The 20699-nt window shown below is 74.9% G+C and carries 17 protein-coding genes; 7 read left to right on the top strand and 10 right to left on the bottom strand.

Annotation, left to right across the window (positions count from 1 at the left end):
- Window positions 1–94 precede the first annotated feature (94 nt).
- Window positions 95–1300 carry an FAD-dependent oxidoreductase gene (locus ACU6P3_RS18775; protein ID WP_447197954.1) on the top strand — a complete coding sequence of 402 codons (1206 nt, stop codon included), beginning with the start codon at window positions 95–97 and terminating at the stop codon, window positions 1298–1300.
- A 262-nt stretch (window positions 1301–1562) separates the two neighbouring features.
- Window positions 1563–2561 (top strand): zinc-binding dehydrogenase, encoded by a 999-nt coding sequence (locus ACU6P3_RS18770; RefSeq protein WP_447193311.1) that lies wholly within the window; start codon window positions 1563–1565, stop codon window positions 2559–2561.
- A 220-nt stretch (window positions 2562–2781) separates the two neighbouring features.
- Here the strand turns inward: ACU6P3_RS18770 and ACU6P3_RS18765 are convergent, their stop codons facing one another.
- Both ACU6P3_RS18765 and ACU6P3_RS18760 read right to left on the bottom strand, forming a co-directional pair.
- Window positions 2782–3336 (bottom strand): GNAT family N-acetyltransferase, encoded by a 555-nt coding sequence (locus ACU6P3_RS18765; protein WP_447193310.1) that lies wholly within the window; start codon window positions 3334–3336, stop codon window positions 2782–2784.
- A gap of 72 nt (window positions 3337–3408) precedes the next feature.
- Window positions 3409–3579 carry a hypothetical protein gene (locus ACU6P3_RS18760; protein ID WP_447193309.1) on the bottom strand — a complete coding sequence of 57 codons (171 nt, stop codon included), beginning with the start codon at window positions 3577–3579 and terminating at the stop codon, window positions 3409–3411.
- A 230-nt stretch (window positions 3580–3809) separates the two neighbouring features.
- On the opposite strand from ACU6P3_RS18760, the gene ACU6P3_RS18755 reads away from it, so the two are divergent.
- The 4 genes from ACU6P3_RS18755 (at window position 3810) to ACU6P3_RS18740 (ending at window position 6501) form a co-directional block, all read left to right on the top strand.
- Entirely contained in the window at window positions 3810–5138 is a 1329-nt protein-coding gene (locus tag ACU6P3_RS18755; RefSeq protein WP_447197953.1) for a sensor histidine kinase, read from the top strand.
- A complete protein-coding gene (locus ACU6P3_RS18750; protein ID WP_447193308.1) occupies window positions 5126–5770 on the top strand; it encodes a response regulator transcription factor in 645 nt (214 codons plus the stop codon). Before ACU6P3_RS18755 ends, ACU6P3_RS18750 begins: the two co-directional genes overlap by 13 nt.
- 96 nt (window positions 5771–5866) lie before the next feature.
- A complete protein-coding gene (locus tag ACU6P3_RS18745; protein WP_447193307.1) occupies window positions 5867–6124 on the top strand; it encodes a hypothetical protein in 258 nt (85 codons plus the stop codon).
- 8 nt (window positions 6125–6132) lie between these two features.
- On the top strand, window positions 6133–6501 hold the full coding sequence (locus ACU6P3_RS18740; protein WP_447197952.1) for a PIN domain-containing protein: 369 nt from the start codon (window positions 6133–6135) through the stop codon (window positions 6499–6501).
- Between the two features lie 15 nt (window positions 6502–6516).
- Here the strand turns inward: ACU6P3_RS18740 and ACU6P3_RS18735 are convergent, their stop codons facing one another.
- From ACU6P3_RS18735 to ACU6P3_RS18720, 4 genes are all read right to left on the bottom strand, one after another.
- Entirely contained in the window at window positions 6517–6681 is a 165-nt protein-coding gene (locus tag ACU6P3_RS18735; protein ID WP_447193306.1) for a hypothetical protein, read from the bottom strand.
- Between the two features lie 30 nt (window positions 6682–6711).
- Window positions 6712–6960, bottom strand: coding sequence for a hypothetical protein (locus ACU6P3_RS18730; protein WP_447193305.1), 249 nt, complete (start codon window positions 6958–6960; stop codon window positions 6712–6714).
- A complete protein-coding gene (locus ACU6P3_RS18725) occupies window positions 6957–7391 on the bottom strand; it encodes a DUF6415 family natural product biosynthesis protein (RefSeq protein ID WP_447193304.1) in 435 nt (144 codons plus the stop codon). The genes ACU6P3_RS18730 and ACU6P3_RS18725 overlap by 4 nt, the downstream gene beginning before the upstream one ends.
- Window positions 7392–7503: 112 nt before the next feature.
- A complete protein-coding gene (locus ACU6P3_RS18720) occupies window positions 7504–8715 on the bottom strand; it encodes a helix-turn-helix domain-containing protein (protein WP_447193303.1) in 1212 nt (403 codons plus the stop codon).
- Window positions 8716–8932: 217 nt separating this feature from the next.
- Between ACU6P3_RS18720 and ACU6P3_RS18715 the strand changes: the two genes are divergently transcribed.
- Entirely contained in the window at window positions 8933–10354 is a 1422-nt protein-coding gene (locus ACU6P3_RS18715; RefSeq protein ID WP_447193302.1) for an ATP-binding protein, read from the top strand.
- Window positions 10355–10458: 104 nt separating this feature from the next.
- Here the strand turns inward: ACU6P3_RS18715 and ACU6P3_RS18710 are convergent, their stop codons facing one another.
- From ACU6P3_RS18710 to ACU6P3_RS18695, 4 genes are all read right to left on the bottom strand, one after another.
- Window positions 10459–13317 (bottom strand): ABC transporter permease, encoded by a 2859-nt coding sequence (locus ACU6P3_RS18710; protein WP_447193301.1) that lies wholly within the window; start codon window positions 13315–13317, stop codon window positions 10459–10461.
- A complete protein-coding gene (locus ACU6P3_RS18705; RefSeq protein WP_447197951.1) occupies window positions 13314–14228 on the bottom strand; it encodes an ABC transporter ATP-binding protein in 915 nt (304 codons plus the stop codon). The genes ACU6P3_RS18710 and ACU6P3_RS18705 overlap by 4 nt, the downstream gene beginning before the upstream one ends.
- 339 nt (window positions 14229–14567) lie before the next feature.
- Entirely contained in the window at window positions 14568–16160 is a 1593-nt protein-coding gene (locus ACU6P3_RS18700; protein WP_447193300.1) for an RICIN domain-containing protein, read from the bottom strand.
- A gap of 36 nt (window positions 16161–16196) precedes the next feature.
- Complete coding sequence (locus tag ACU6P3_RS18695) at window positions 16197–20606, bottom strand: hypothetical protein (protein WP_447193299.1); 4410 nt, start codon at window positions 20604–20606, stop codon at window positions 16197–16199.
- Between the last annotated feature and the right edge of the window lie 93 nt (window positions 20607–20699).

The raw sequence follows: 20699 nt of genomic DNA, 5'->3' as shown, positions 1-20699 counted from the left end.
GCACACGCACACGCTCGCAGCAGGCACGCAGCACGCAGCACGCAGCACGCACGGACACGACGTCGATGAAGGCACGGGTGGGGACATGAAGACCATGGATCACATCACCGTCGTCGGAGGTGGCTTCGCCGGGCTCACCGCCGCGATCACCGCGGCCGAGGCCAGCGCCGCGGTCACCCTCCACGAGGCCCACCACACCCTCGGCGGCCGGGCCCGCACGGCCGACGGGCCCTACCTGACCAACGAGGGCCCGCACGCCCTCTACCACCGCGGCCCGCACTGGGCCTGGCTGCGCCACCGCGGTCTGCTGGGCCCGATGGCGAGGGTTCCGATGGCCGCCGGCTCGCGCGTGTTCTTCCACCGCGACGGAGCGCTGCGCAGGATCCCGCCCCTCGGGATGGTCGGGCTCGGCCTGCGCGACCCCGTCCGTGCCCCCGTGGACACCGATTTCGCGACCTGGGCCACGGCGGTGGCCGGCCCCGCCGCCGCGCGTGCCGCCGCGCACTTCTCCGCCGTCGCCCTCTTCCACCACGACCCCGGCGCGCTCTCCGCCGCGTTCGTCCAGGAACGATTGCGGCGGCTGACGGCCCTGCCTCCCGAGGCGCACTTCCCGCGCGGCGGCTGGGGGCAGCTGATCGGCCGGATGGCCGCGCACGCCCGGAACCTGGGCGTACGGCTGGAGACGGGGAGCCGGGTCGACGCCCTGCCCGAGAACACACCGGTGATCGTCGCGACGTCCCTGGCGGCCGCCCGCCGCCTCCTCGGCGACGGGACACCGCGCTGGACCGGCGGCCGGACCGTACTGCTCGACCTGGCGCTGCGTACCGCCGGCCGCGATCCGTACATCGTCTCCGACCTGGAGGCCCCGGGCTGGCTGGAACGGTTCACCGCCACGGACCCGTCCCTCGCGCCGGCCGGCGAGCAACTGCTCCAGGGACAGTTCCCCGTCGGCCCGGGCGACAGCAAGGGGGACGGCGTCGCCCGGGCCGAACACCTGCTCGACCTCGGCTTTCCCGGCTGGCGCGAGCGGGTGGTCCGGCGGCGCGAGGCCGTCGCGACGGACCGCACCGGCGCGGTCGACCTGCCCGGCACCACCTGGCGCGACCGGCCCAGGATCGACCGCGGCGGCGGGGTGTTCCTCGCGGGGGACCAGGTCGCGGCGCCGGGGGTGCTGGTGGAGGTGGCGTTCAACAGCGGAATCGAGGCGGCCATGCTGGCGCTCCGCCGGGCACCGGGGAGGACGGGACGCCGGCCGGCCGCACCGAGGCCCACGCCGCGGGAAGGGCCGTCGGCCGCGTGACCGGCCAGGCCGCCGACCCCCTTCCTCCTTACGCTCGACCGCTCGACCCGCCCGCCTCACCCGACCGCCCCGCCCTGCCTCCCTCCCCCGACCTCCTCGGCCCCATTGACCCCCTTGACCTCCTCGCCCACTTGCCCCCTTGCCCCCCTTGACCTCAAGCGCACATGAGGTCATTGGCTGGCTCCCGTCAGACCGGACACCACCGGGACACCACCCGAACCATGCCGGAAAACGACCAGGACGACACCAGGGAGACCCGCCCGTGCACGCCATCCGACTCCACGCCTTCGGACCCGCCGAGAACCTGACCTACGAGACCGTCGAGGACCCCGGGCCCGGCCCCGGTCAGGTCCTGATCACCGTCGCCGCCGCCGGGTGCCACCTCCTCGACACCGCCCTGCGCGAGGGCATGACCGGCCCGTACCCCGCGCCCGTCGAACTGCCCACGATCCCCGGCCGCGAGGTGGCGGGAACGGTCACCTCACTCGGCGCGGGCGTGGACGCCGGCTGGCTCGGCAAGCGGGTCGTCGCCCACCTCGGCATGGTCCCGGGCGGTTACGCGGAACTCGCCGTGACCGACACGGCCCGCCTGCACGAGATCCCGCCGGGGCTGGACGAGGCGGCGGCCGTCGCCATGATCGGCACGGGTCGTACGACCATGGGCATCCTCCAGTTCGCCGAGCTCGGCCCCGACGACATCGCGCTGGTGCCGGCCGCGGCGGGCGGCATCGGCACCCTCCTCGTCCAGTACGCGAAGAACGCCGGCGCCACTGTCATCGGCCTCGCCGGCGGCCCCGCCAAGGTCGCCAGGACCGCCGCGAACGGCGCCGATCTCGCCGTCGACTACACGGCACCCGACTGGGCCGCACGCGTCACGGCCTTTCTCGGGGACCGGCGGGCCACCGTCCTCTTCGACTCCGTCGGCGGCGCCACCGGACTCGCCGCCGTCGGCCTCCTGGCCAAGGGCGGCAAGCACCTCGTCTTCGGCTGGTCGGGCGAGGGACCGCACGACGGGTCGCCGCTGACGTTCACCGAGGAGGAGCTGGCGGAGCGCGGCATCACCTCCACGTCCGTCCTCGGCCCGGTGATGATCCAGAAGGCGGGCGGTGACGTGCGCGTACTGGAGGAACGGTCCCTCGCCGAGGCGGCGGCGGGGCGGCTGCGCCCGGCCGTGCAACGCTTCCCGCTCGCCCGTGCGGCCGAGGCACACCGCGCGCTGGAGACGCGCGGCACGGTCGGCAAAGTCGTCCTGGAGCCGTGACCGGCGCCGGGATGGGCGCGGATCCCGTACGGCTCCGGTACGGGGGTCCGGGGCTGGTACGGGATCCGCGCCGGTACGGGGGTCCGGGCCGGTACGGGGGGGCCGGGCCGGTACGGGGGTCCGGGCCGGTACGGGGGGGGGGCCGGTACGGGATCGGGCCCAGGGGCGAACCGCCCCGCGAGTCGCCCGGACTCCTCGGCCCCCTCAGGGCCCTGTCGCCCTATCGGCCGGCTCCGAGCCTGGTCAGCGCGGAGTCCGTCAGGCGGTAGACCGTCCACTCGTCCTGCGGCAGCGCGCCCAGGGACCGGTAGAAGCCGATCGAGGGCTCGTTCCAGTTCAGGACCGACCACTCCAGCCGCTCGTAGCCACGCTCGACACAGATCCGCGCCAGCTCCGCGAGCAGCGCCTTCCCGTGGCCGCCGCCCCGCTTCTCGGGGCGTACGTACAGGTCCTCCAGGTAGATGCCGTGCACCCCGCGCCAGGTCGAGAAGTTCAGGAACCACAGCGCGAAGCCCACCACCTCGCCGGGCGCACCGGTGGGGTCGTCCCGGCCGTCCGAGGCGTCCGAGGCGTCCGAGGCGTCCGGCGCGTCCGAGGCGTCCGGCGCGTCCGAGACGGCGACGTGCGCGAACGCGGCGGGGCGCTCGCCGAACAGGGCCTCGCGCAGCTGCTCCTCCGTGGCCCGCGCCTCGTCCGGGACCTTCTCGTAGGTGGCCAGCTCGCGGATCATCGCGTGGATCACGGGGACGTCGGCGGCTGTCGCGGTGCGGATCATGCCGTCCAGCGTGCCAGAACGCGGCGCAAGCACGGGCAGAGGTGTACGGGCTTTCGAGCGGACACGTACGGTTCAGGAAGCCGCCCGCGTGCCGCGCGTCAGGTACAGGCCCACCCCCGCGCCGATGGTGACGAGGCCGGAGACCAGGTTGGCCACGAGCTGCGGGACGCCGGTCATGAAGACGCTCGTCGCGACGTTGGCGACGAGGGCGGTCGCGAGCACCAGCCAGAGCAGAGACTTCATGAGTGGGTTCCTTCCGTAAGCGGCGTAAGGGGTTCGGACGGCCTCGGGGCTCGTAGGCCTCGCCGCCGAACGTCTGTGACCAGCATGCCGCTCCGTGAACTCCCGTTTCCATGGAGCGCTCTCCCGAACCGGAGGTGTAGCCCGCTCCACCCCCGATCGGGGAGAACGCCCGCCCGTGTCCCCGTCCCCCGGTCGCCTAATCTGACCGCATGACCGACGACTTGGACGAGATGGAGAGGACGGTGGGCCGGGCGGCCCGGGCATCGGCGCAGCTCCTGACGGCCTTCGGGCTGGCGGTGGTCTCGTACTTCTTCCTCGCCCTCCTGGTGTTCACGGCCGGCACGGCGCTGCTCGTCATCGGTGCCGGAATGGTGCCCGAGACCGCGCTGCTGCTCCACCGGCTCACCGGGTACAAGCGCCGCAAGGTGGCCGCCTGGACGGGCGAGCCGCTGCCCGAGGCGTACGCGCAGCTCACCGGCACGCTGTCGGAGCGGGTGCGTACGGCGGTCAAGGACCCGGGAACGCGGCAGGACCTGCGGTGGTACGCCCTGCACTGCGTCTACGGCATGCTGCTGCCGTTCCTCGCGCTGCCCGTCTGGTTCGCCGGCCTGGTCGTCGACGGTGTGTGGTGCGGGGCGTTGCACCGCCGGGCGGTGGTCCTGCCGCTGATCGAGCGCCTCGCCGATCTCGACGCGGCCTGGTCGCGGGCGCTGCTGATGCCGTCGCCGGAGGCGCGGCGTACCGCCGAGCTGGCAGAGCGTGTCGAGGAGTTGACCGTGACCCGGGCGGGCGCGGTCGCCGCGCACGGCGCGGAGCTGCGGCGTATCGAACGCGACCTGCACGACGGCGCGCAGGCGCGCCTGGTCGCGCTGTCGATGCGGGTGGGGCTGGCGAAGCGGGCGTACGAGAACGACCCCGACATGACCCGCAAGCTCCTGGACGACGCGCAGGACCAGGCCGAGGAGGCGCTGACCGAGCTGCGGCACGTCGTGCGCGGCATCCACCCGCCGATCCTCACCGACCGGGGTCTCGTGGGCGCGGTGCGGGCGCTGGCGGCGGGCAGCGGGCTCGACGTACGGGTGGACGTGGTGGGGCTGGACGGGGAGCCCGCGCCGGCCGAGGGCACGGGCCCCGCCGAGGGCACGGGCCCCGCCGAGGGCACGGGCCCCGCCGACGGCACGGGCCCCGCCGACGGCACGGGCTCCCCCGGCGACCCCGGCCCCGCCGGCGGCGCGGGCTCCGCCGCCGTCCCCGTGGGCGCTCCACGCGCACCCGCGGCGGTCGAGGCCGCCGCGTACTTCGTCGTCGCCGAGGCTCTGACCAACGCCGCCAAGCACAGCGGGGCGGACCGCGCCTCGGTGCGGCTGGAGCGTGCGGCGGACCGGCTGCGGCTCACCGTGCGCGACGAGGGCCGCGGCGGCGCCGACGACTCGGGCCGCGGCGGCTCCGGGCTGCTGGGGATGCGGCGCCGGGTCGCGGCGCTCGACGGAACCGTGGACATGAGCAGCCCCGTCGGGGGCCCGACCGTGATCGAAGTGGAGCTGCCGTGCGTGTGGTGATCGCCGAGGACAACGCCCTGCTGAGGGAGGGCATGGTCCTGCTGCTCTCCTCCGCCGGGCACGAGGTCGTGGCGGTCGCGGCCACCGGCCCCGAGGTGCTGCCGACCCTCCTCGAGCACCGCCCGGACGTGGCGGTGCTCGACGTGCGCATGCCACCGGGCTTCCGCGACGAGGGCCTGCGCGCGGCGCTCGCGGCCCGGCGCGAGATCCCGGCCCTGCCGGTGCTCGTGCTGTCGCAGTACGTGGAGGAGGCGTACGCGGCGGAGCTGCTGGGCGGCGGCGCGAGCGGCGTCGGCTACCTGCTGAAGGACCGGGTGGGGCGGGTCGACGAGTTCCTGGACGCGCTGGACCGGGTCGCCTCGGGCGGCACGGCGCTGGACCCGGAGGTGGTGACGGAACTCCTGACCCGCCGCCGTGACGACCCGCTGGAGTCGCTGACCCCGCGCGAGCGCGAGGTACTGCACTTGATGGCGGAGGGCCGGGACAACGCGACGATCGCGAAGACCCTGGTGGTCTCGGACCGCGCGGTCAGCAAACACATCGGCAACGTCTTCGCGAAGCTGGGCCTGCCGCCGAGCGACAGCGGACACCGCCGGGTGCTGGCGGTGCTGGCCTACCTGAAGAAGGACTGAGCCCACGCGGCGACTACTGACCGCCGGCCGCCGGCCGCCGATTGTACGGGTACGGGTACGGGTACGTACCCTGTGAGCGCGGGAAGGAGCACGATGATGGCTGATGCCAATGTCCGTATCCCCGAAGAGGCCAAGGACCGGCTCGCCGCCATAGCGGCCGCCGAGGGCCTGTCCCTGCGCGCCTATCTCGCCCGACTCGCCGAGAATCTGCTCACTCCGGCCGAGCGGGCGGAGCGTGCCGAGGCGGCGCGGGCGGCACTGGAGGCGTGGACCGGGTATGCCCCGACCGCAGCCGAACGACAGGAGCTGGACCGCGAGCTGGACCGGCGTCTGGGACAGGCAGCCGGCCGGTGAGCGACAGCATGCACATCGTCCTGGACGATACGGCGATGGCCGCGGCCGGACAGGGCAACGTTCTCGCCTCACGCCTCATCCACCGGGCGCACGCCGAATCCGGCTGGTTCCTGTACGCCCCGGCGTGCGCGCTGGTGGAAGCCGACCGCGCCCGGCCGGGAACGGCCGAGCACCTGGCGGCTCTGCCGGGTATCACCGTCCTGGATCTGGACCTGTCCGCCGCCCTGGCCCTGGCACGACAGGAGACCTGGGCGGCGGCCCACAGCCAGTACGCGGCGCAGCCCACCCCGGACCGTCCCGACGGAGCGGTCATCGCGACCACCGCCCCGAAGCGCTGGACGGGCGAACCCGTGCGCGTACTGGACCTCACTCCCTGATCCGCCCCGGCCGCGTCAGCGGCGCGGCCGGGATGTGCGGTCGGGGGCGGTACCCCGCTCCTGGCCGCACGGGGTCTTGTGCAGGTGAACGGGCGGGGCGGCGCCGGTGCCGGTCTCGACCGAGTGGGTCGTGTACGTCTGGCCGGGCAGGATCGGCCGGCCGCAGCGGGCGCAGGACATGGCGGCTCCAGAGGATCGGAACGACAAGAATCAGCAGGGGTGGCCGGGCGCCAGGCAGCGGCGGGCGGGATCCGCGTGGGCGGCGTGATGCATGGCCAGCAGGTACCCGAGGCAGTCGCGGCACGCGCACAGCGGCGTCTCGTACGCCCGGTGCCCTGGGCCGCCGGGGCTGGCCATCGTGCCGATACGGACGGTCTCCGCCCCGGAGCGGCGGCACAAGAAGCAGGGACCGAGGTGGAAGAGGGCCGGCCCCGGGACGGCGAGCCGCAGGGAGATCACCGGCCCGCGCCCCTGTCCGCGCCCCGTTGCCCGCTCCCGTCCGCACCTCGGCCCGCGCCCCGGTCCGCCTCCCGGCCCGTGTCCCCGGCCACGAGCGCCGTGCCGAATTCGTCAAGAAGCCAGCGGCAGTCCCTGCTGAGCAGTTGGACCCGCACGTGTGCGGCCAGCAGGCCGCTCGGTTCCTGGTCGGTGTCGACCGCGCGCCTGACACCTCCGAGCCGCGAGGCGAGCGTGTACCACTCGACGCCGCCCTTCCACAGGCCGTCCGCCTCCGCCTGGGCCACCGGCAGCAGGACCCGGATGTGACCGCGCAGCTCACCGGCGACCGCGTGCAGCTGCTCTATCGTCCCGTCGGCACGGCCGAGTTGTTCGGCGCGGTCGATGGCGGCCCGGACGGCCTCGGCGGTGACGGGTGCGGGTGCAGCGCTCATGGTCGGCTCCACGTGACGGGCTTTATCTCACGTCACATGGTGGTCACTCGACAAGACCCTGGTGTCCACAAAGTGTGAACACCCAGGCAATTGACACACAGTCACCTAAGCGCTACACGCCGCACCAAAGGGAGAACTCTCGCAACGGGTCCGGCACTTTGGCCCGCGCGCGGCGCAGGGCGGCAGCCGTCTCGTGCACCTGCGGATGGTGACGGGTCTGCTGTGGCGCCAGCTCTTTGGCCTTCAGCAGCGAGGCGAACGCGGCGTCGTGCTGGGCCGTCCACACCTGCGCGCGGGCCAGGTCGATGAAGTAGTGGCCTGCGCGGCTGGGCGGGTACCCCTCGGGGAGGTGAACCTCCCGAGCCAACTCCAGCGCCTCGCCGTGCTCGTCGCGGTCGGCTGCGGCGGCCACCGCGTGCTGCGCCACGTTGGTGGGGCCGAACGTCAGCTCGTAGGACGTGGTCTCGCCCGTACGCCCGGCCAGCTCCCGCGCCTCGTTCAGCCATCCGTTCGCCGCGTCGGCGTCGCTCTTCCGGGACGCCAGGATCGAGCCCTTCAGGTACAGGGAACCGCGCACCGCCCTGGTGTGAAGATCTCCGTCGTCGTCCAGATCCCGCAGCGCCTGACGCAGGAGGCGGAGCCCTATGTCCAGGCCGGGCCTGCCGCCCTCGAACGAGGTCTGCGCGCGCATCCACCGCTCGACGGCCACCTGACGCGGGTCTCCGGACTGCGCGGCGGCCGAGGCCATGCGGGACAGCGCCAGCCGTGCGAGGTGCATCTCCCCGATCCGGTACGCCACGCGCCACACTCCGCGCGCTGCCTCGGCCTGGCACCAGTTGAGTTGCTCGCGGTCCCGGCCCGGACGGTCATGGACGTGGACGGCGTGCGCCAGTTCCTCGAGCAGGCCGGGCAACGTCGCGGCCAAGCGGCCGAGTTCGGCCCGTTCTCGCATCTTCCTGGTTGCCATGGCGGCCTGACGCAGCTCGGCCGGCGACCGAGGTGCCGGAGCCGTGTCGTCCGGTGGCACGTCCCAGTTGTCGAGCGCGCTGCCCATGGGCTCCAGCATCTGGTCGATCCGGTCTTGTTGGAGCTGTTCCCGATACGGCTGGCCGCGGAGCACGGAGACCCCCACGCCCAACGCGCGGGCGATCGCAGCGACCACGGACTCCGACGCGTTCCGGTCGCCCTTCTCGATCATCGAGAGCATGCCGTGCGAGATATGAGCACGCTGCCCGAGCTGCCGTAGGGAGTAGCCGCGGATCTGTCGCAAGTCGGCGATACGGGCGCCGACTCCGCCGATGTGGTCGTCAGTGAAAGATGGCACGGTGGCTCCAGTTCTGACGGTGACACCCAGAACGGTACGCCCGACCCGTGCGCCGGGCGTACATGGCGAGCGCCGCCGCCCTCCCGGGACCCGGTCCGGCCCCCCGCGCGACGCGTCTCCCCCGCGCCCGCTCGGCCATCGCGGATACGATGCTTTCATGAAAGAAAGTTTCATTGAAGAAACTTTCTTACACGAAAGCAACAGGGATGGTGGCGGCATGGACGGATTCATCGGACGCCGGACCGAGCTGGACCGGCTGGACGACCTGCTGCGCACCGTGAAGACCGGTGGACGTGGCGGGCGGCCCGGGCGGGCGGTGCTGATCCGCGGGCGGCGTCGCGTGGGCAAGTCCCGGCTGGTGGAGGAGTTCCTGGAGCGGGCCGGGCTGCCGCATGTGTTCTTCACGGCTGTCGGCGGCTCCCGTGCGGAGGACCTGTCGGGCTTCCGCGCCGAGGTCGCCGCCTCCGGCCTGCCCGGCGCCGACCGCTTCTCGGATCTGCCCGTCCCCCACTCCTGGGACACGGCCCTGAGCCTGCTCGCCACGGTGCTGCCCACCGACGCGCCCAGTGTCGTCGTCCTCGACGAGATGCCCTACCTCGTACGTGCGGACCCCAGCTTCGAGGGCACTCTGCAGAAGGTCTTCGACCGCACCCTGTCCAGGCTGCCCGTCCTGCTCGTCCTCGTCGGCTCCGACATCGCCATGATGGAACAGCTCAACACCTACGGGCGCCCCTTCTACCAGCGCGGCACCGAAATGGTCGTCCCCCCGCTGAGCCCGCACGACGTCGCCACGATGCTCGACCTGCCCCCGGCCGAGGCCTTCGACGCCTATCTCGTCTCCGGCGGGCTCCCGCTGATCCTGGAGGAATGGCCGCACGGCGGGGGCCTCTGGGACTATCTGCGGCAGGCCCTGTCCACGCCGACGTCCGCTCTGCTCGTCAGCGGCGAGCGCGCCCTCGCCGCCGAATTCCCCACCGAGGCGCAGGCCCGGACCGTCCTCGGCGCCATCGGCCACGGCGAGCGCACGTTCACCCTCATCGGCCGGGCCGCGGGCGGCATAAACCCCGGCTCCGTCAAACGTTCCCTGGAGTTCCTCACCGGCCGTCGCATGGTCGCCGCCGAACTGCCCCTGTCCACCCGGCCCAGCCGCGAGACCCGCTACCGCGTCGACGATCCGTACCTGCGCTTCTGGCTGTCCTTCGTCGGCCCCGGCATCCCGTCCGTCGAACGAGGCCGGGGCGACCGCGTCCTCGACGCCATCCGTTCCAGTTGGACGTCCTGGCGTGGCCGGGCCGTCGAACCCGTCGTCCGCGAAGCCCTCTGGCGTCTCGCCGACAACGGCCTCCCCGCGGGCACCAACGCCGTCGGCGGCTACTGGACCCGTACCAACGACCCGGAGATCGACCTCGTCGGCGCCGACCGCTCCCCCATCGCCAAGAAGGTCACGTTCGTCGGCTCCGTCAAGTGGCTGGAGAACAAGCCGTTCGACCACCGCGACCTCGCCCGGCTCGTCGGTCACCGCTCCCGGCTCCCCGGAGCGGATGAGAACACCCCGCTCCTGGCCGTCGCCCGCGGCGGGTGCACCGCCGAAGGTGTCCTCGGCCTGGCGCCCGGCGACCTCCTCGAAGCGTGGTCCTGACACCACGGGACACCTCGGCCGCGTACCCGGCCCGCCACCGCCCGCTCCCGCCGGGCACGGGCCGTCGGCGTGAGCGGGTGGCGGGAGCAGCGGCGCTCCGGGGCTCAGCGGCACTCCAGGGGGTACGTGCCCCTCAGCGTCGGGCGGAGCGGGAGCAGCGTGCCCGCCACGGCCGTCACCGCCACCACCGCCACGACCAGGCCGCCCACCACCGGCGGCAGGTACGGCAGCGAGCCCGCCAGGGCCAGGGCGAACGCGAGCAGCGGGACCGACGCCACCGTCCCTCCCACCACCAGGCCCGTCAGCGCCACGGCCGCCGCTTCCAGGGTGAGCATGGACCGCAGGGGGCGGCGGCCGGCGCCCGCCAGGCGGAGGAGGCGCAGCTCCGGGCGGCGGCCCACCGCGATGAGCGACAGGGTGCTCAGGACGGCGATCATCGTGAGGCCGGCGATCGCGCCCACTACCGCCACCGTGACCAGCGAGACCAGTTCCGCGTCGTCCGTCGTCACCCGCACGGGTCCGGGCGACAGGTCCACCCGGGCGCCCGGCAGCGCCGCCGCCAGTTCCCCGCCCGTCCGCGCGGGGTCGGCGTCCGGGGCGAGCGCGACCAGGACCCGGGCCGGGCCGGGGACGGACATGTGCCGCAGCAGTTCGTCGCGGGAGAGGAGGAAATCGCCGAAGGCCAGGGAGCGTTCGTACGTCGCCACCACCCGCAGCCGCGCCTCCTGCCCGTCCCCGAACCGCAGTGTGACGGTGTCGCCGGACGTCCCCGGCCGTACGCCGAGCGACCGGGCCCGGTCCGCGCCGACCGCGACCGTGCCGGGGGCGAGGTCCGCCACGCTCCCCTCCGTCACCTCCGGATCCAGCGTCCGCTCCAGGCCCTCCGCCGTCACGCCCAGCACCGGCAGCGGTTCCAGCTCGGGCGCGCCGAGGGTCTTCCCCGCCAGTACCACCGAGCTCCGTACGACGTCCGTCGCCGCGCTCACGCCCGCGGTCCGCCGGATCCGGTCCAGCGCGCCGCCCGGCAGCCCGCCCTCCGCACCGACCGTCAGGCCGGCGCGCAGCGCCGCCCGTGCCTGCTCGTCCGCCTGGCGGGCGACGGTCGCACCGCTCGCGAGCTGCACGCAGACGAACGCCGTGACCAGCACGATCGGCGTGATGGCCGCCCCGAGACGGACCGCCGAGGCCGCGGAGCCGGCGGCGGCCAGCCGTCCGCCGGTGCCGCCGAGCCGCCGCAGCGGCACCCCGAGCACCCGCATCGCGCCCGCGGCGATCCACGGTCCGAGCAGCGCGCACCCGATCACCATCATGATGGCCGCCCCACCGGCCGCGGCGCCCGCCGCCTGACCGCCCTGGGTCGTGGCCGTACCCGCCGCCATCACGCCCAGTCCCAGCAGCACCAGTCCACTGATCCGCCGCCCCTGGCCGGGTCCCGTCTCGCGCAGCGCCTCGGCGGGCCGCGCCTTCACCGTTCCGGCGCAGGCGATCAGCGCGGCGAGCCACGCCATCAGCACCGTGATCCCCGCCGTGACCAGCGGGGCGGCCCACAGCCAGGCCGGCGCGGGCAGGACGAGTCCGGCGGGCAGGGCGTCCTGGACGACCGGCAGGGCACGCAGACCGAGGTACCCGGGCACCGCCACCAGCGCGCCGCACCCCGCGGCGACGGTCGCGATCCGGCCCACCTCCCGGCCCACCGCGCCGCGCACCTGCCCCGGTGTCGCGCCCACCGCGCGCAACAGCCCCAGCTCGTACGAGCGTTGCCGCAGCGCCTGGACGGTGGTCGAGGCGACCACGAGCAGCGAGACGAGGACGACCGTGCCGGCCACGGACGCGAACAGGGCCAGCAGGGTCGAACGGGCGGGAGCGACGCCCAGGTACTCGGCCGCGCCCCGCTCGTCCCCGGTCAGGACCCGCAGGCCGGACGGGTCGCCGTCGGCACGCCGGCCGGTGTCCTGGAGGCCGGCCTTCGCCAGGGCCTGCCGTACGTCCTCGGCCAGCGCGTCGGTGGACACGCCCGGCTCGGCGACGACGCCGACGGCGTCCAGCGAGTCCCGGTGCCCGGACAGCCTGCGCGCGGTCTCCTGGGAGAAGTGGATCACCGGGCTCGCCGCCGTGCCGGCCGCCGCTCCGGCCGTGGCACCGTCCCTGTCAGACGGGCCCGCCGCCGCACCTGGCTCCGTACCCGCCGGCGTGCCGGTCGCCGTGCCCGGCCCGTCCGTGACGCCCACGACGGTGTACGGCGTGTCCGCGCCCGCCACCCGCAGGACGACGCGCTCGCCGACCCGGGCGACTCCGCGCTCCACGACGACCTCGTCCGCCCCGCGCGGCGCGCGTCCGTCCCGGAGCGCGTACGGCGCGAGCCGGGCGGCGGGCCACGGCCGTCCGACCGCGGCCGCCCCGCCGACGCCCACCTGGAAGACCCGGTCGGCGACGGCCGCCCCGACCCCGGGGACGTTCCGTACGACGTCGAGGGCCGCGTCCGGGATCCGTACCCGCTCGGTGAGCCCGGCCCGTACGGTCGTGGTTCCGCCCAGCTCCTTCGCGGTGTGCGCGGTGTTCTGGTTCCCGGCGACGACGAGGTCGGCAGCGGCGTACCGCTCGACGCGCGCGTGCCCGAGCGCGGCGGAACCGAGGGCGAGCCCGAACGAGCCGAGCAGGAGGGAGGTGAGTGCCAGCGCGGCGAACACGGCGGCCCAGGCCTTGCGGTGCGTACGGGCCGAGCGGGCGGCCAGCAGCCGCGTCACCTTCACACCGGGGCCGACGGTACCGGGGCCGACGGTACCGGGGCCGATGGTGCCGGGGCCTGTACCGCCGGGGCCGATACCGCCGGGCCCGTCGGCGGGTCGGGAGCCGGAGACGGCGCCCACCGCTCCCCGTGCGCCCGCGCCCGTGCGTATGTCCGCGCCCGCGCGTATGCCCGTGTCGGCGCCCGCGCCCGAGTTGTCGACGGCGTCCTCGCTCATCGCGCCGCTCCCTCGTGCGCCGTCGAGAGGACCGGCGTCCGCGTGTCCGCCGGTGCCTTCACCGGTCCGGCCCGCCGTCGCTCCGCGTCACGGCCCAGTGCGCCCATGAACCGGCGCACCTGGTCGGGGTCCGCTCCCTCCAAACAGTCCACGACCCGCCCCTGTCCCAGAAAGAGGATCTCGTCCGCGCGGGCCGCGGCCACCGGGTCGTGCGTGACCATGACGACCGTGTGACCGTCCCGGTCGACGGCCCGGCGCAGCAGCGCGAGCACCTCCTGGGCGGTGGCGGGGTCGAGGGCTCCCGTCGGTTCGTCGGCGAAGACGATGTCCGGACGGGTGACGAGCGCGCGGGCGATCGCCACGCGCTGGCTCTGGCCGCCGGACAGCTCCGCCGGTGACGCGTCGGCCCGCTCGGCGAGGCCCACGGCGGCGAGGGCGTCCCGGGCGCGGAGTTCGTCGCCCGCGGTTGTGCCGCTTGGGCCGCGCCCGGTCGATGTTCGCGGATCAGCCCGCGGCGTCTGGTGCGTGCGATCGCAAGGCGGAGGATCGCCCGTGTAATGGACGTACTCGGGTGACTCCGACAACGCGGCGAGCGTGCGTGCCAGGCGTCGCGGGCCCGCGAACATCGACCGGGCGCGGCCCAGCATGAGCGGCAGCGCGACGTTCTCCAGGACGCTCAGCGACGGGACGAGATTGTGGGCCTGGAACACGAACCCGAGGCGCTCGCGCCGCAGCCGGGTCAGCCGGGTCTCCGAGAGCGAGGACAGGTCCGTACCGCCGATGCGCACGGTCCCGCCCGTCGGCCGGTCGAGTCCCGCCGCGCACTGCAACAGCGTGGACTTGCCGCACCCCGAGGGGCCCATGACGGCGAGGAACCGCCCGGACGGGACGGTGAGGTCGAGGGGGTGCAGTGCGGGGACCCCGCGCTCGTACTCCCGGTGGACCCCTTCGAGCACGAGTGCGCCGGCCGGGTAACCGGTCCCGGACGCGGGCCCGGCTCCCGCCCGTCCGGCCGTCGCCGTCGCTGCCTCTTCGGCTTCCGTACGGGGGTGACCGCCACGCCGCCAGAACATGCTTGTGCCCTCTCGCAGTTGAGGTGGATGGCACGGCGCGCTGCTGTCCCCGCCGTGCCGTGCAGAACGCTACGAGAGCGGCCGGGAGGGCCGGGAGAGAGAACATCCCCGTTTCCGTGGTGTAGCTGAGTACACCTCGGAAACGGGGACGTCGGGTCCGCCTGAGCGGGTCCGTCCTCAGACGATCCAGCGGTCGCCGAAACCGCACGCGGCGATTTCGAGCCGGGCGTCGTTGCCCGCCGTGGCTCCGCCGGTCGGGCGCAGGCACAGGTCGTTGCTGACGGCGTTACGGATCCAGTTGGTCCCGTCCCCGCGGGGGTCGAGCCACCAGAGCTGGTTGTCACCGGTCGCGTTGCAGTGGAACTCGCTGACCTTCGTGCCCGCCGACCTCGCCTTGTAGTAGCCCAGGTCCAGGCACAGCCCGTCCTTGCTGTTGCGGATCAGGAAGAGGGGGGCGTTCTGGGGGCCACCGTCCTTGTCCACGATGTCCAGGTTCCACAGCTGGTTGTCGCCGGTCGTGTCGTTGCACGGGTACTGGTTGACCGGCTCGTTGATCTTGCCCTTGTCGTAGTACCCGATGTCGATGCACTGGCCGGTCACCGCGTTCTTGATCACGGTGTTCTGCACGCCGGAGCGGCCGTTGGCCCACTGGCGCAGCTTCTCGGCCGCGGTCAGCTCCTTGACCTTGGGCTTGGGCTGGTCCTTGGGCTTGTCCGCTTCGGGCTTCTCGGACGCGCTCGGCGACGGCGCGGGCGGCTGCTTGTGGACCACCGGCGCGGGCGGCTTCTCCTTCTTCTCCTCCTTCTCCTTGCTCGGCTTGGGGGAGGGAGCCGGTGACTCGCTCGTGTAGGTGTCCGGAACGGCGGAGCGCTCGGCGTCCAAGACCGTGCCGGCCGCGTTCTGCGTGCGGGTCCGTTCGGGCTCGCGCTCGTCCTGCCCGGCCACGAGGAACGGGACCGCGATCAGTATCGCGCCGACGATCGCCGCCGCCGCCAGCATCGGCTTCTTGGGGCGGCTCCCGGGCGGCTCGTCGCCCGCGCGCGAACCCGTGCCCGCGCCACCGCTGCCCGCCGCTGCCGCCGCCACGGCGGCGTCCGGCGCCGCGCCGCCGGCGGTGCTGACGGTCGCCAGCACGGTGGTCGGAGCCGAGGAGGACGCGGAGGAAGCAGACGCGGAGGACGCGGAGGACGCCGAGGAGTCGGGCGCGGACGCGGCCGATTCGGCATTGCCCTTGGCCGCCGCCTTGACCGCCGCCTGGGTCGCCGCCCTGTCAGCCGCCTTGGCCCCGGCCGGGGCGGCGGCCGACGACTTCGGGGCGCCGATGCCTCTCGCGGTGCCGGTGGCCCCGTCGGCGTCCGTACGCTCCGTGGACTTCTTCCGGGCGTCCTTGTTCTCCGGACCCTTGTTCTCCGGGTCGTCGCCTTTCGGGCTCTTGTTCTTCGGGTCGTCGCGCTCAGGCCCCTTGTTCCCCGGCCCGTCGCCCTTCGGCCCGTCGCTCGTCGGTCCGTTGCGCTCCGTACGGGCATGCGCGTCCGTGGTGGCCGCGGTGGGCGACGCGTTCGTACGGCCGCGCTGTCCGCCGCCCGGCGTCAGAGCGCCGCCGGGGGCCAGAGCACCGCCCGGGTCCCCGGCCGCTCCCCGCATCGTCACCGCCCTGCGGACCGACACCGGCGAGCTTCCGGGCTTCCCGGACTTCCCGGAGGCGCCTGCGTCGGCGGACGTGCCGGACCGCGGCGGTATGCGGTTGGAAGGATCATGCTCACGTGCCATGCAACTTCCTTACTCATGTCTGGGTTCGGTGTCGCGTCACGGCCCGGCGCCCACGGCGCCGACGCAGCGCTCCGGCCAGTGGCCGGTGCCCTCCGGTGCCGCCGAGCGCCCGCGCACGACATCGTCCAACCGGGCGAGTACGGCCCGATCCGTTTCGGGATCGGGCGTGGCCGCCGCGGCGGGACCGGTCAGTTCACGCAGGAAAATCTGTACGGACGGACCGTCGCGGCGGACGTCCAGCACCCGGAAGAGGGTCCCCGGGGCGAACACCACCTCCTCGGGCCCACGGCTGTGGTCGGACAACTGCCGTACGCGACGGCCGGTCGCCGACCAGATGACATAGCTCCCGCCCGGCATCATGGACGTACGGGTGGGATCGAGCGGCGTGGTGCTCAGCAGGGCCGCGTCGCGCAGCAGTGTCCCGCGACGGGGGAGGGCGGGGACGCCGGAGCCGTCGGCGGTGGGGTCACTGCCCGTGCCGCGCAGCACAGCGCCCCGGTAGGACGGCAGCCGGTTCAGCGCCGAGGCCACGCAGGCGCCGTACGGCAGCATGTCGGGCTCGTAGTCGCGCAGGGCGCGGGTCACCGCGCCATGGCTCAACGGGCCCTCGGAGATGTGCAGGTACATGCGCAACGCGATCAGATCGGCGCGGGCCGCCTCCTGTTCCTTGCCGCGCAGCGCGGGCATCCGGGCGAGGGAGCGGGCGACGGCGGCGCCGTGCCGGTCCCACATACCCTCCGCGAGCGCGCGGAAGGCGGTGCGTTCCACTTCGCTGCTGCGGTGTCCGGGGTCCAACGGGACGGGGGGCAGGGGGTCCTGGGCGACATCGGCGTCGTCGGCCTCGGTGTGGGCGTCGGTGCCGGCGTCCGGGACCTCGGGTGTGCCCGGGGCATCAGGTACGTCAGGTGCGTCAGGGGTCCCCGGGGTGCCGGGGGTCTCCGAGGCGTCGGGGATCTGCGCCGACTCGCCCTCTTCACCTGCTTCGTCCCGTACCGTCCTCGCACCGCCCGGTTCCGTCGACACGTCCGACGCGTCCGACACGTCGGGGCGTGCGGTTCCGCGACCGCGGCCCGGCTCGTCCGGCGCGGGCGTCGGTCCGGCCGGGGAAGAACCGTCCGGGCCGTCGGCCGGCCTCCCGGCCGTCATGTCGCGGGATGCCATGGCCCCCGGAGACGTGGGGGGCGTGGCGGGCGCCGGATCGGCCGGCGTGCCGGATTCCGCGCGCACCGATTTCGGCGGGGGTACGTCGTCGGGCCGGCCCGGGGCCTCGGTCCAGCTCGACCGGGGATCGCTCGCGGGCTCTTCGGCAGGGCCTCGCGTCGCGGGCGGCTCCGGGCCGTCCGCCGACGCCGGGTTCTCCTCCTCGGCGGGGCCGGAGGCGTCAGGGCCGGCGGTACGAGGACCGGCGGCGCGAGGGCCGGACGCCCCGGGGAGGTCGGCCTGGGCATCGCGCCCGTCTCGTCCGTCGCGCCCGTCCTGACCGTCGCGCCCGTTTCCTTGTGTCTCGGCCGGACCGGACGGAGCGGGCCGATCGTCCTCTACGGCCCTCTCGTGCGCCCCGGGGTCCGGGGCGCGGAACGGCTCTCCGTTCGGCCCCGGCTCGTCGGTCGCCTCGGTGCCCCCCGTGCGCGCGGAAGCACCGGTTCGCACCGCGTCATCGGCTTGCGCGGGGCCACCGGCCGCATCGGAGCCGTCGTCCGTCGTGGGGACATCGGCCCGGGCAGGACCATCAACGCGCTCCGGACCGCCGACCCGCACCGGACCGTGGCCCGTGCCGACGCCGTCGGCCGTCTCCGCGCCGTCGGCCCGCACGGGACCGTCCGCCGCCACGGGGCCATCCGCCGGCACAGGACCGCCGACCGCACAAGGATCACTGTCCCGCTCGGAATCCCCAGCACGGCCGGACCCCGCCGCCCCAGGCCGGCTCGGTTCGTCCGGCCGCCGCGGGCCGTCCGCTCGGCGGGGGTCGGCGGTCCCTGCCGGGGCGTCGGGCCCGGCCGGGTCCGGCTCGGTGCCGGCCCCGGGCTCGGTCCCGGCGTCTTCGCCCGCACCCGGCCGCGCGGCCCGCACGGGGGCCGCGCTCCGCTCGGCGTCCGGAGTCGGCGTCCGGGCGTCCTTCTCCTCGGCACGCTCCGGCGCCCCGTGGCGCTCGGCGGGTTCCCGCTGTTCCGCCGGTGCCGGAACGGTGGGGCCGGCCGCGGTGCCGGACGCCGGTCCCCCGGCCGCGCCCGGCCTCCTGGGGCGTCCCAGCGAACCGATCGGTACGCGGTCGTCGGACCAGTCGTCCAACTCGGGCTGTGCGCCGAGGTCCGGGGGCGTCCCCGGCTTGCCAGGCGTACTTGGCGTACTTGGCGTACGTGGCGTTCCGGGCGCCCCAAGTGCCCCAGCGCCTCCGGGGACTCCGGCCGTGCCCGTGCCCGCGCCGGGGGTCCGTACGGGCGCCCCGGCGCCCGCCGACACACTCGCGTCCGTCCCCGCCGTCGCGCCCGCGGCCATGGCCTCCCTCAACTGCCGGGCACGTTCGGCGCGTCCATCTGTCGTTCTGTTCGCGCTCGCCGCCGCGGCCATGGCCTCCCTGAGCTGCCGGGCACGTTCGGCCCGGGCGGCCCGGCCGGCGCCTTCCGCCAGCCGGGCGGGCCCGGATCCGGCGGTCCGGCCCGGCTGCAGCGGCCGCAACGGCAGGTCCGGCTTCCCCGACGGTCCCGGCCGGCGTGCCTGACCTGCCTGACCTGGCTGATCCGGCTGTCCCGGTCGCGACGGCAGGCCCGGCTGTCCCGGCTGTCCCGGCTGTTCGGGGCCCGTACCCGTCCCCGGGCGCCCCGCCGGTGCCACGGCCCCGGCCGAACCGGCCTCCGCCGCGGCGGCCCGCTCCGGCTGTCCGGTCCCCCGTACGGGCGCCGTCGCCGGCCGGGTTCCCCCGGTCGGCACCGGCACCGCCGACGGTGACGGCGGCACCGGTGTGGACACCGGTGCGTGCGCAGGCCCGGGTGCGGGCGCGGGCGGCGCCCCGCCCGTGGCGGCCGTCGCGGCCTGGCCGGGCCGAACCTGGACCTGGGGCTGGGCCGGGGCCAGGGTCTGAGCCGTCGGCCTCGGGCGGGCCGGTGCCGGGGCGGGAGCGGCGTAGCGGAGGGTGCGCAGGCGGTACTGGGCGGCCAGTCGGCGCAGTTCGCGCCCGCCGTCCTGGGACACGCCGTGCACATGCAGCGTCGCGCGCTCACGCAGGGCCGGTGTCAGGGCTCCCAGCAGGTTCGACAGGACCGGCCACAGGGACGCGTCCATGAGTTCGCCCGGCATGCCCAGCTCGATCACCGGGCCGGCCGCGTCGACCTGACGTGCCGTGGGGGACAGCCTCGGGCCGTTCCGAGGACCGAGCCACAGGCCCGCCCTGGTGACCGTGACCTGCCAGCGGTCGGTCAGGCCGACCACGCCCTCCTCCGGGCGCGCGGGGCCCGGCAGCGGCGGGGTCCAGCGCAGCAGCCGGGGCGGCCGGGCACGGCCTTCCCCGTCCGGCGGCCGGCACACGACGGCGTCCACGAACGGCATCCACTTCGGCGTGCCGTCCGGTGCGGCCAGCACCGACCGCACGGTGTACGCCCCCAGCGGACCGCCCGCCGCGACGAGCGGCAGACCGGTCATCACCTCCACGTCGGCGGCCAGCCGGTCGGACACCGACTGCGCCAGCGGCAGCACGTCACGCCGCCCGCCGGGCGCGAGCCGTACGCCGGACCTGACCTCCTCCGGCAGGGCCTCGAGCACCTCGGCGACCTCCTCGGCCGACACGTCCTCGCCGTAGGGCACGCCAATGACCACGGCCGGGCGCCGGGGGTCGACCGGCACGGCGTGGTAGAGGTCGCCGGGCTGGGCCGGAGTGGCCTCGGCGGGGCGTACCAGCAGCCCGGCCGGGATCTGTTCCACCACGCTCCCGCCGGCCGTACCCGACGGCACGCCGCGCAGCGCGGGCTGCCAGGACGGCTCCGGGCTGCGCGGGCCCAGGGGTTCCGGGTTCACGCCCGGAGCGAACCGCCACCAGCCGCCCGCCGACGGCTTCCCGCCGGCCTCCGGTGCGGGCGGGACGAAGAGCGAGCCGCCCGGTACGACGAGGGGCGGCCCGTCCGGGGCCTTCACCTCGAACCCCCAGGCGTCGGCGATCCGGCGCGCCGTGGCGGGCCGGTCCTTGATGTCGTGCCCGGCACCGGCCATGACCAGCCGTACCGTCTCGGTGCCCGACTCGCTCAGGGAGTCCAGCAGTTCGCTCAGCCTCGGCCAGAAGGCGGCGGCCTCCATCCCCTCGGCGCCCGCGATGACGGTCACGGTCCCGTCGTCGTTGCGCATGCTGCGCGCCAGGTCGGCGACGTCGGCGGGGGTGAGCGTGTCGTCCGAGGGGGTCCGGAGCAACAGCAGGCCGTCGTGGTCCTCGACCAGGAGCCCTTCCGGCGCGTCCAACATCTCCTCCTCGGCCGGTACTCCACCGGCCGAGGGCACACCGTCGTCCCGCAGGCGCTTCGCGACAGCCGCGGAACGGTCGCCGCGGCGCCGCGC

The sequence above is a fragment of the Streptomyces hebeiensis genome (assembly GCF_052983195.1).
Note: the sequence above shows the minus strand (reverse complement) of the source record. Positions and strands in the feature narration are given on the sequence as shown.

Excerpts from the sequence above, each read along its gene's own strand:
- ACU6P3_RS18760 (WP_447193309.1), bottom strand. The coding sequence starts at position 3,579 with ATGAAGTCTCTGCTCTGGCTGGTGCTCGCGACCGCCCTCGTCGCCAAC.
- ACU6P3_RS18700 (WP_447193300.1), bottom strand. The coding sequence starts at position 16,160 with ATGGCACGTGAGCATGATCCTTCCAACCGCATACCGCCGCGGTCCGGC.
- ACU6P3_RS18745 (WP_447193307.1), top strand. The coding sequence starts at position 5,867 with ATGGCTGATGCCAATGTCCGTATCCCCGAAGAGGCCAAGGACCGGCTC.
- ACU6P3_RS18755 (WP_447197953.1), top strand. The coding sequence starts at position 3,810 with ATGGAGAGGACGGTGGGCCGGGCGGCCCGGGCATCGGCGCAGCTCCTG.
- ACU6P3_RS18725 (WP_447193304.1), bottom strand. The coding sequence starts at position 7,391 with ATGAGCGCTGCACCCGCACCCGTCACCGCCGAGGCCGTCCGGGCCGCC.
- ACU6P3_RS18695 (WP_447193299.1), bottom strand. The coding sequence starts at position 20,606 with ATGTTGGACGCGCCGGAAGGGCTCCTGGTCGAGGACCACGACGGCCTG.
- ACU6P3_RS18715 (WP_447193302.1), top strand. The coding sequence starts at position 8,933 with ATGGACGGATTCATCGGACGCCGGACCGAGCTGGACCGGCTGGACGAC.
- ACU6P3_RS18765 (WP_447193310.1), bottom strand. The coding sequence starts at position 3,336 with ATGATCCGCACCGCGACAGCCGCCGACGTCCCCGTGATCCACGCGATG.
- ACU6P3_RS18735 (WP_447193306.1), bottom strand. The coding sequence starts at position 6,681 with ATGTCCTGCGCCCGCTGCGGCCGGCCGATCCTGCCCGGCCAGACGTAC.
- ACU6P3_RS18710 (WP_447193301.1), bottom strand. The coding sequence starts at position 13,317 with ATGAGCGAGGACGCCGTCGACAACTCGGGCGCGGGCGCCGACACGGGC.
- ACU6P3_RS18740 (WP_447197952.1), top strand. The coding sequence starts at position 6,133 with ATGCACATCGTCCTGGACGATACGGCGATGGCCGCGGCCGGACAGGGC.
- ACU6P3_RS18775 (WP_447197954.1), top strand. The coding sequence starts at position 95 with ATGGATCACATCACCGTCGTCGGAGGTGGCTTCGCCGGGCTCACCGCC.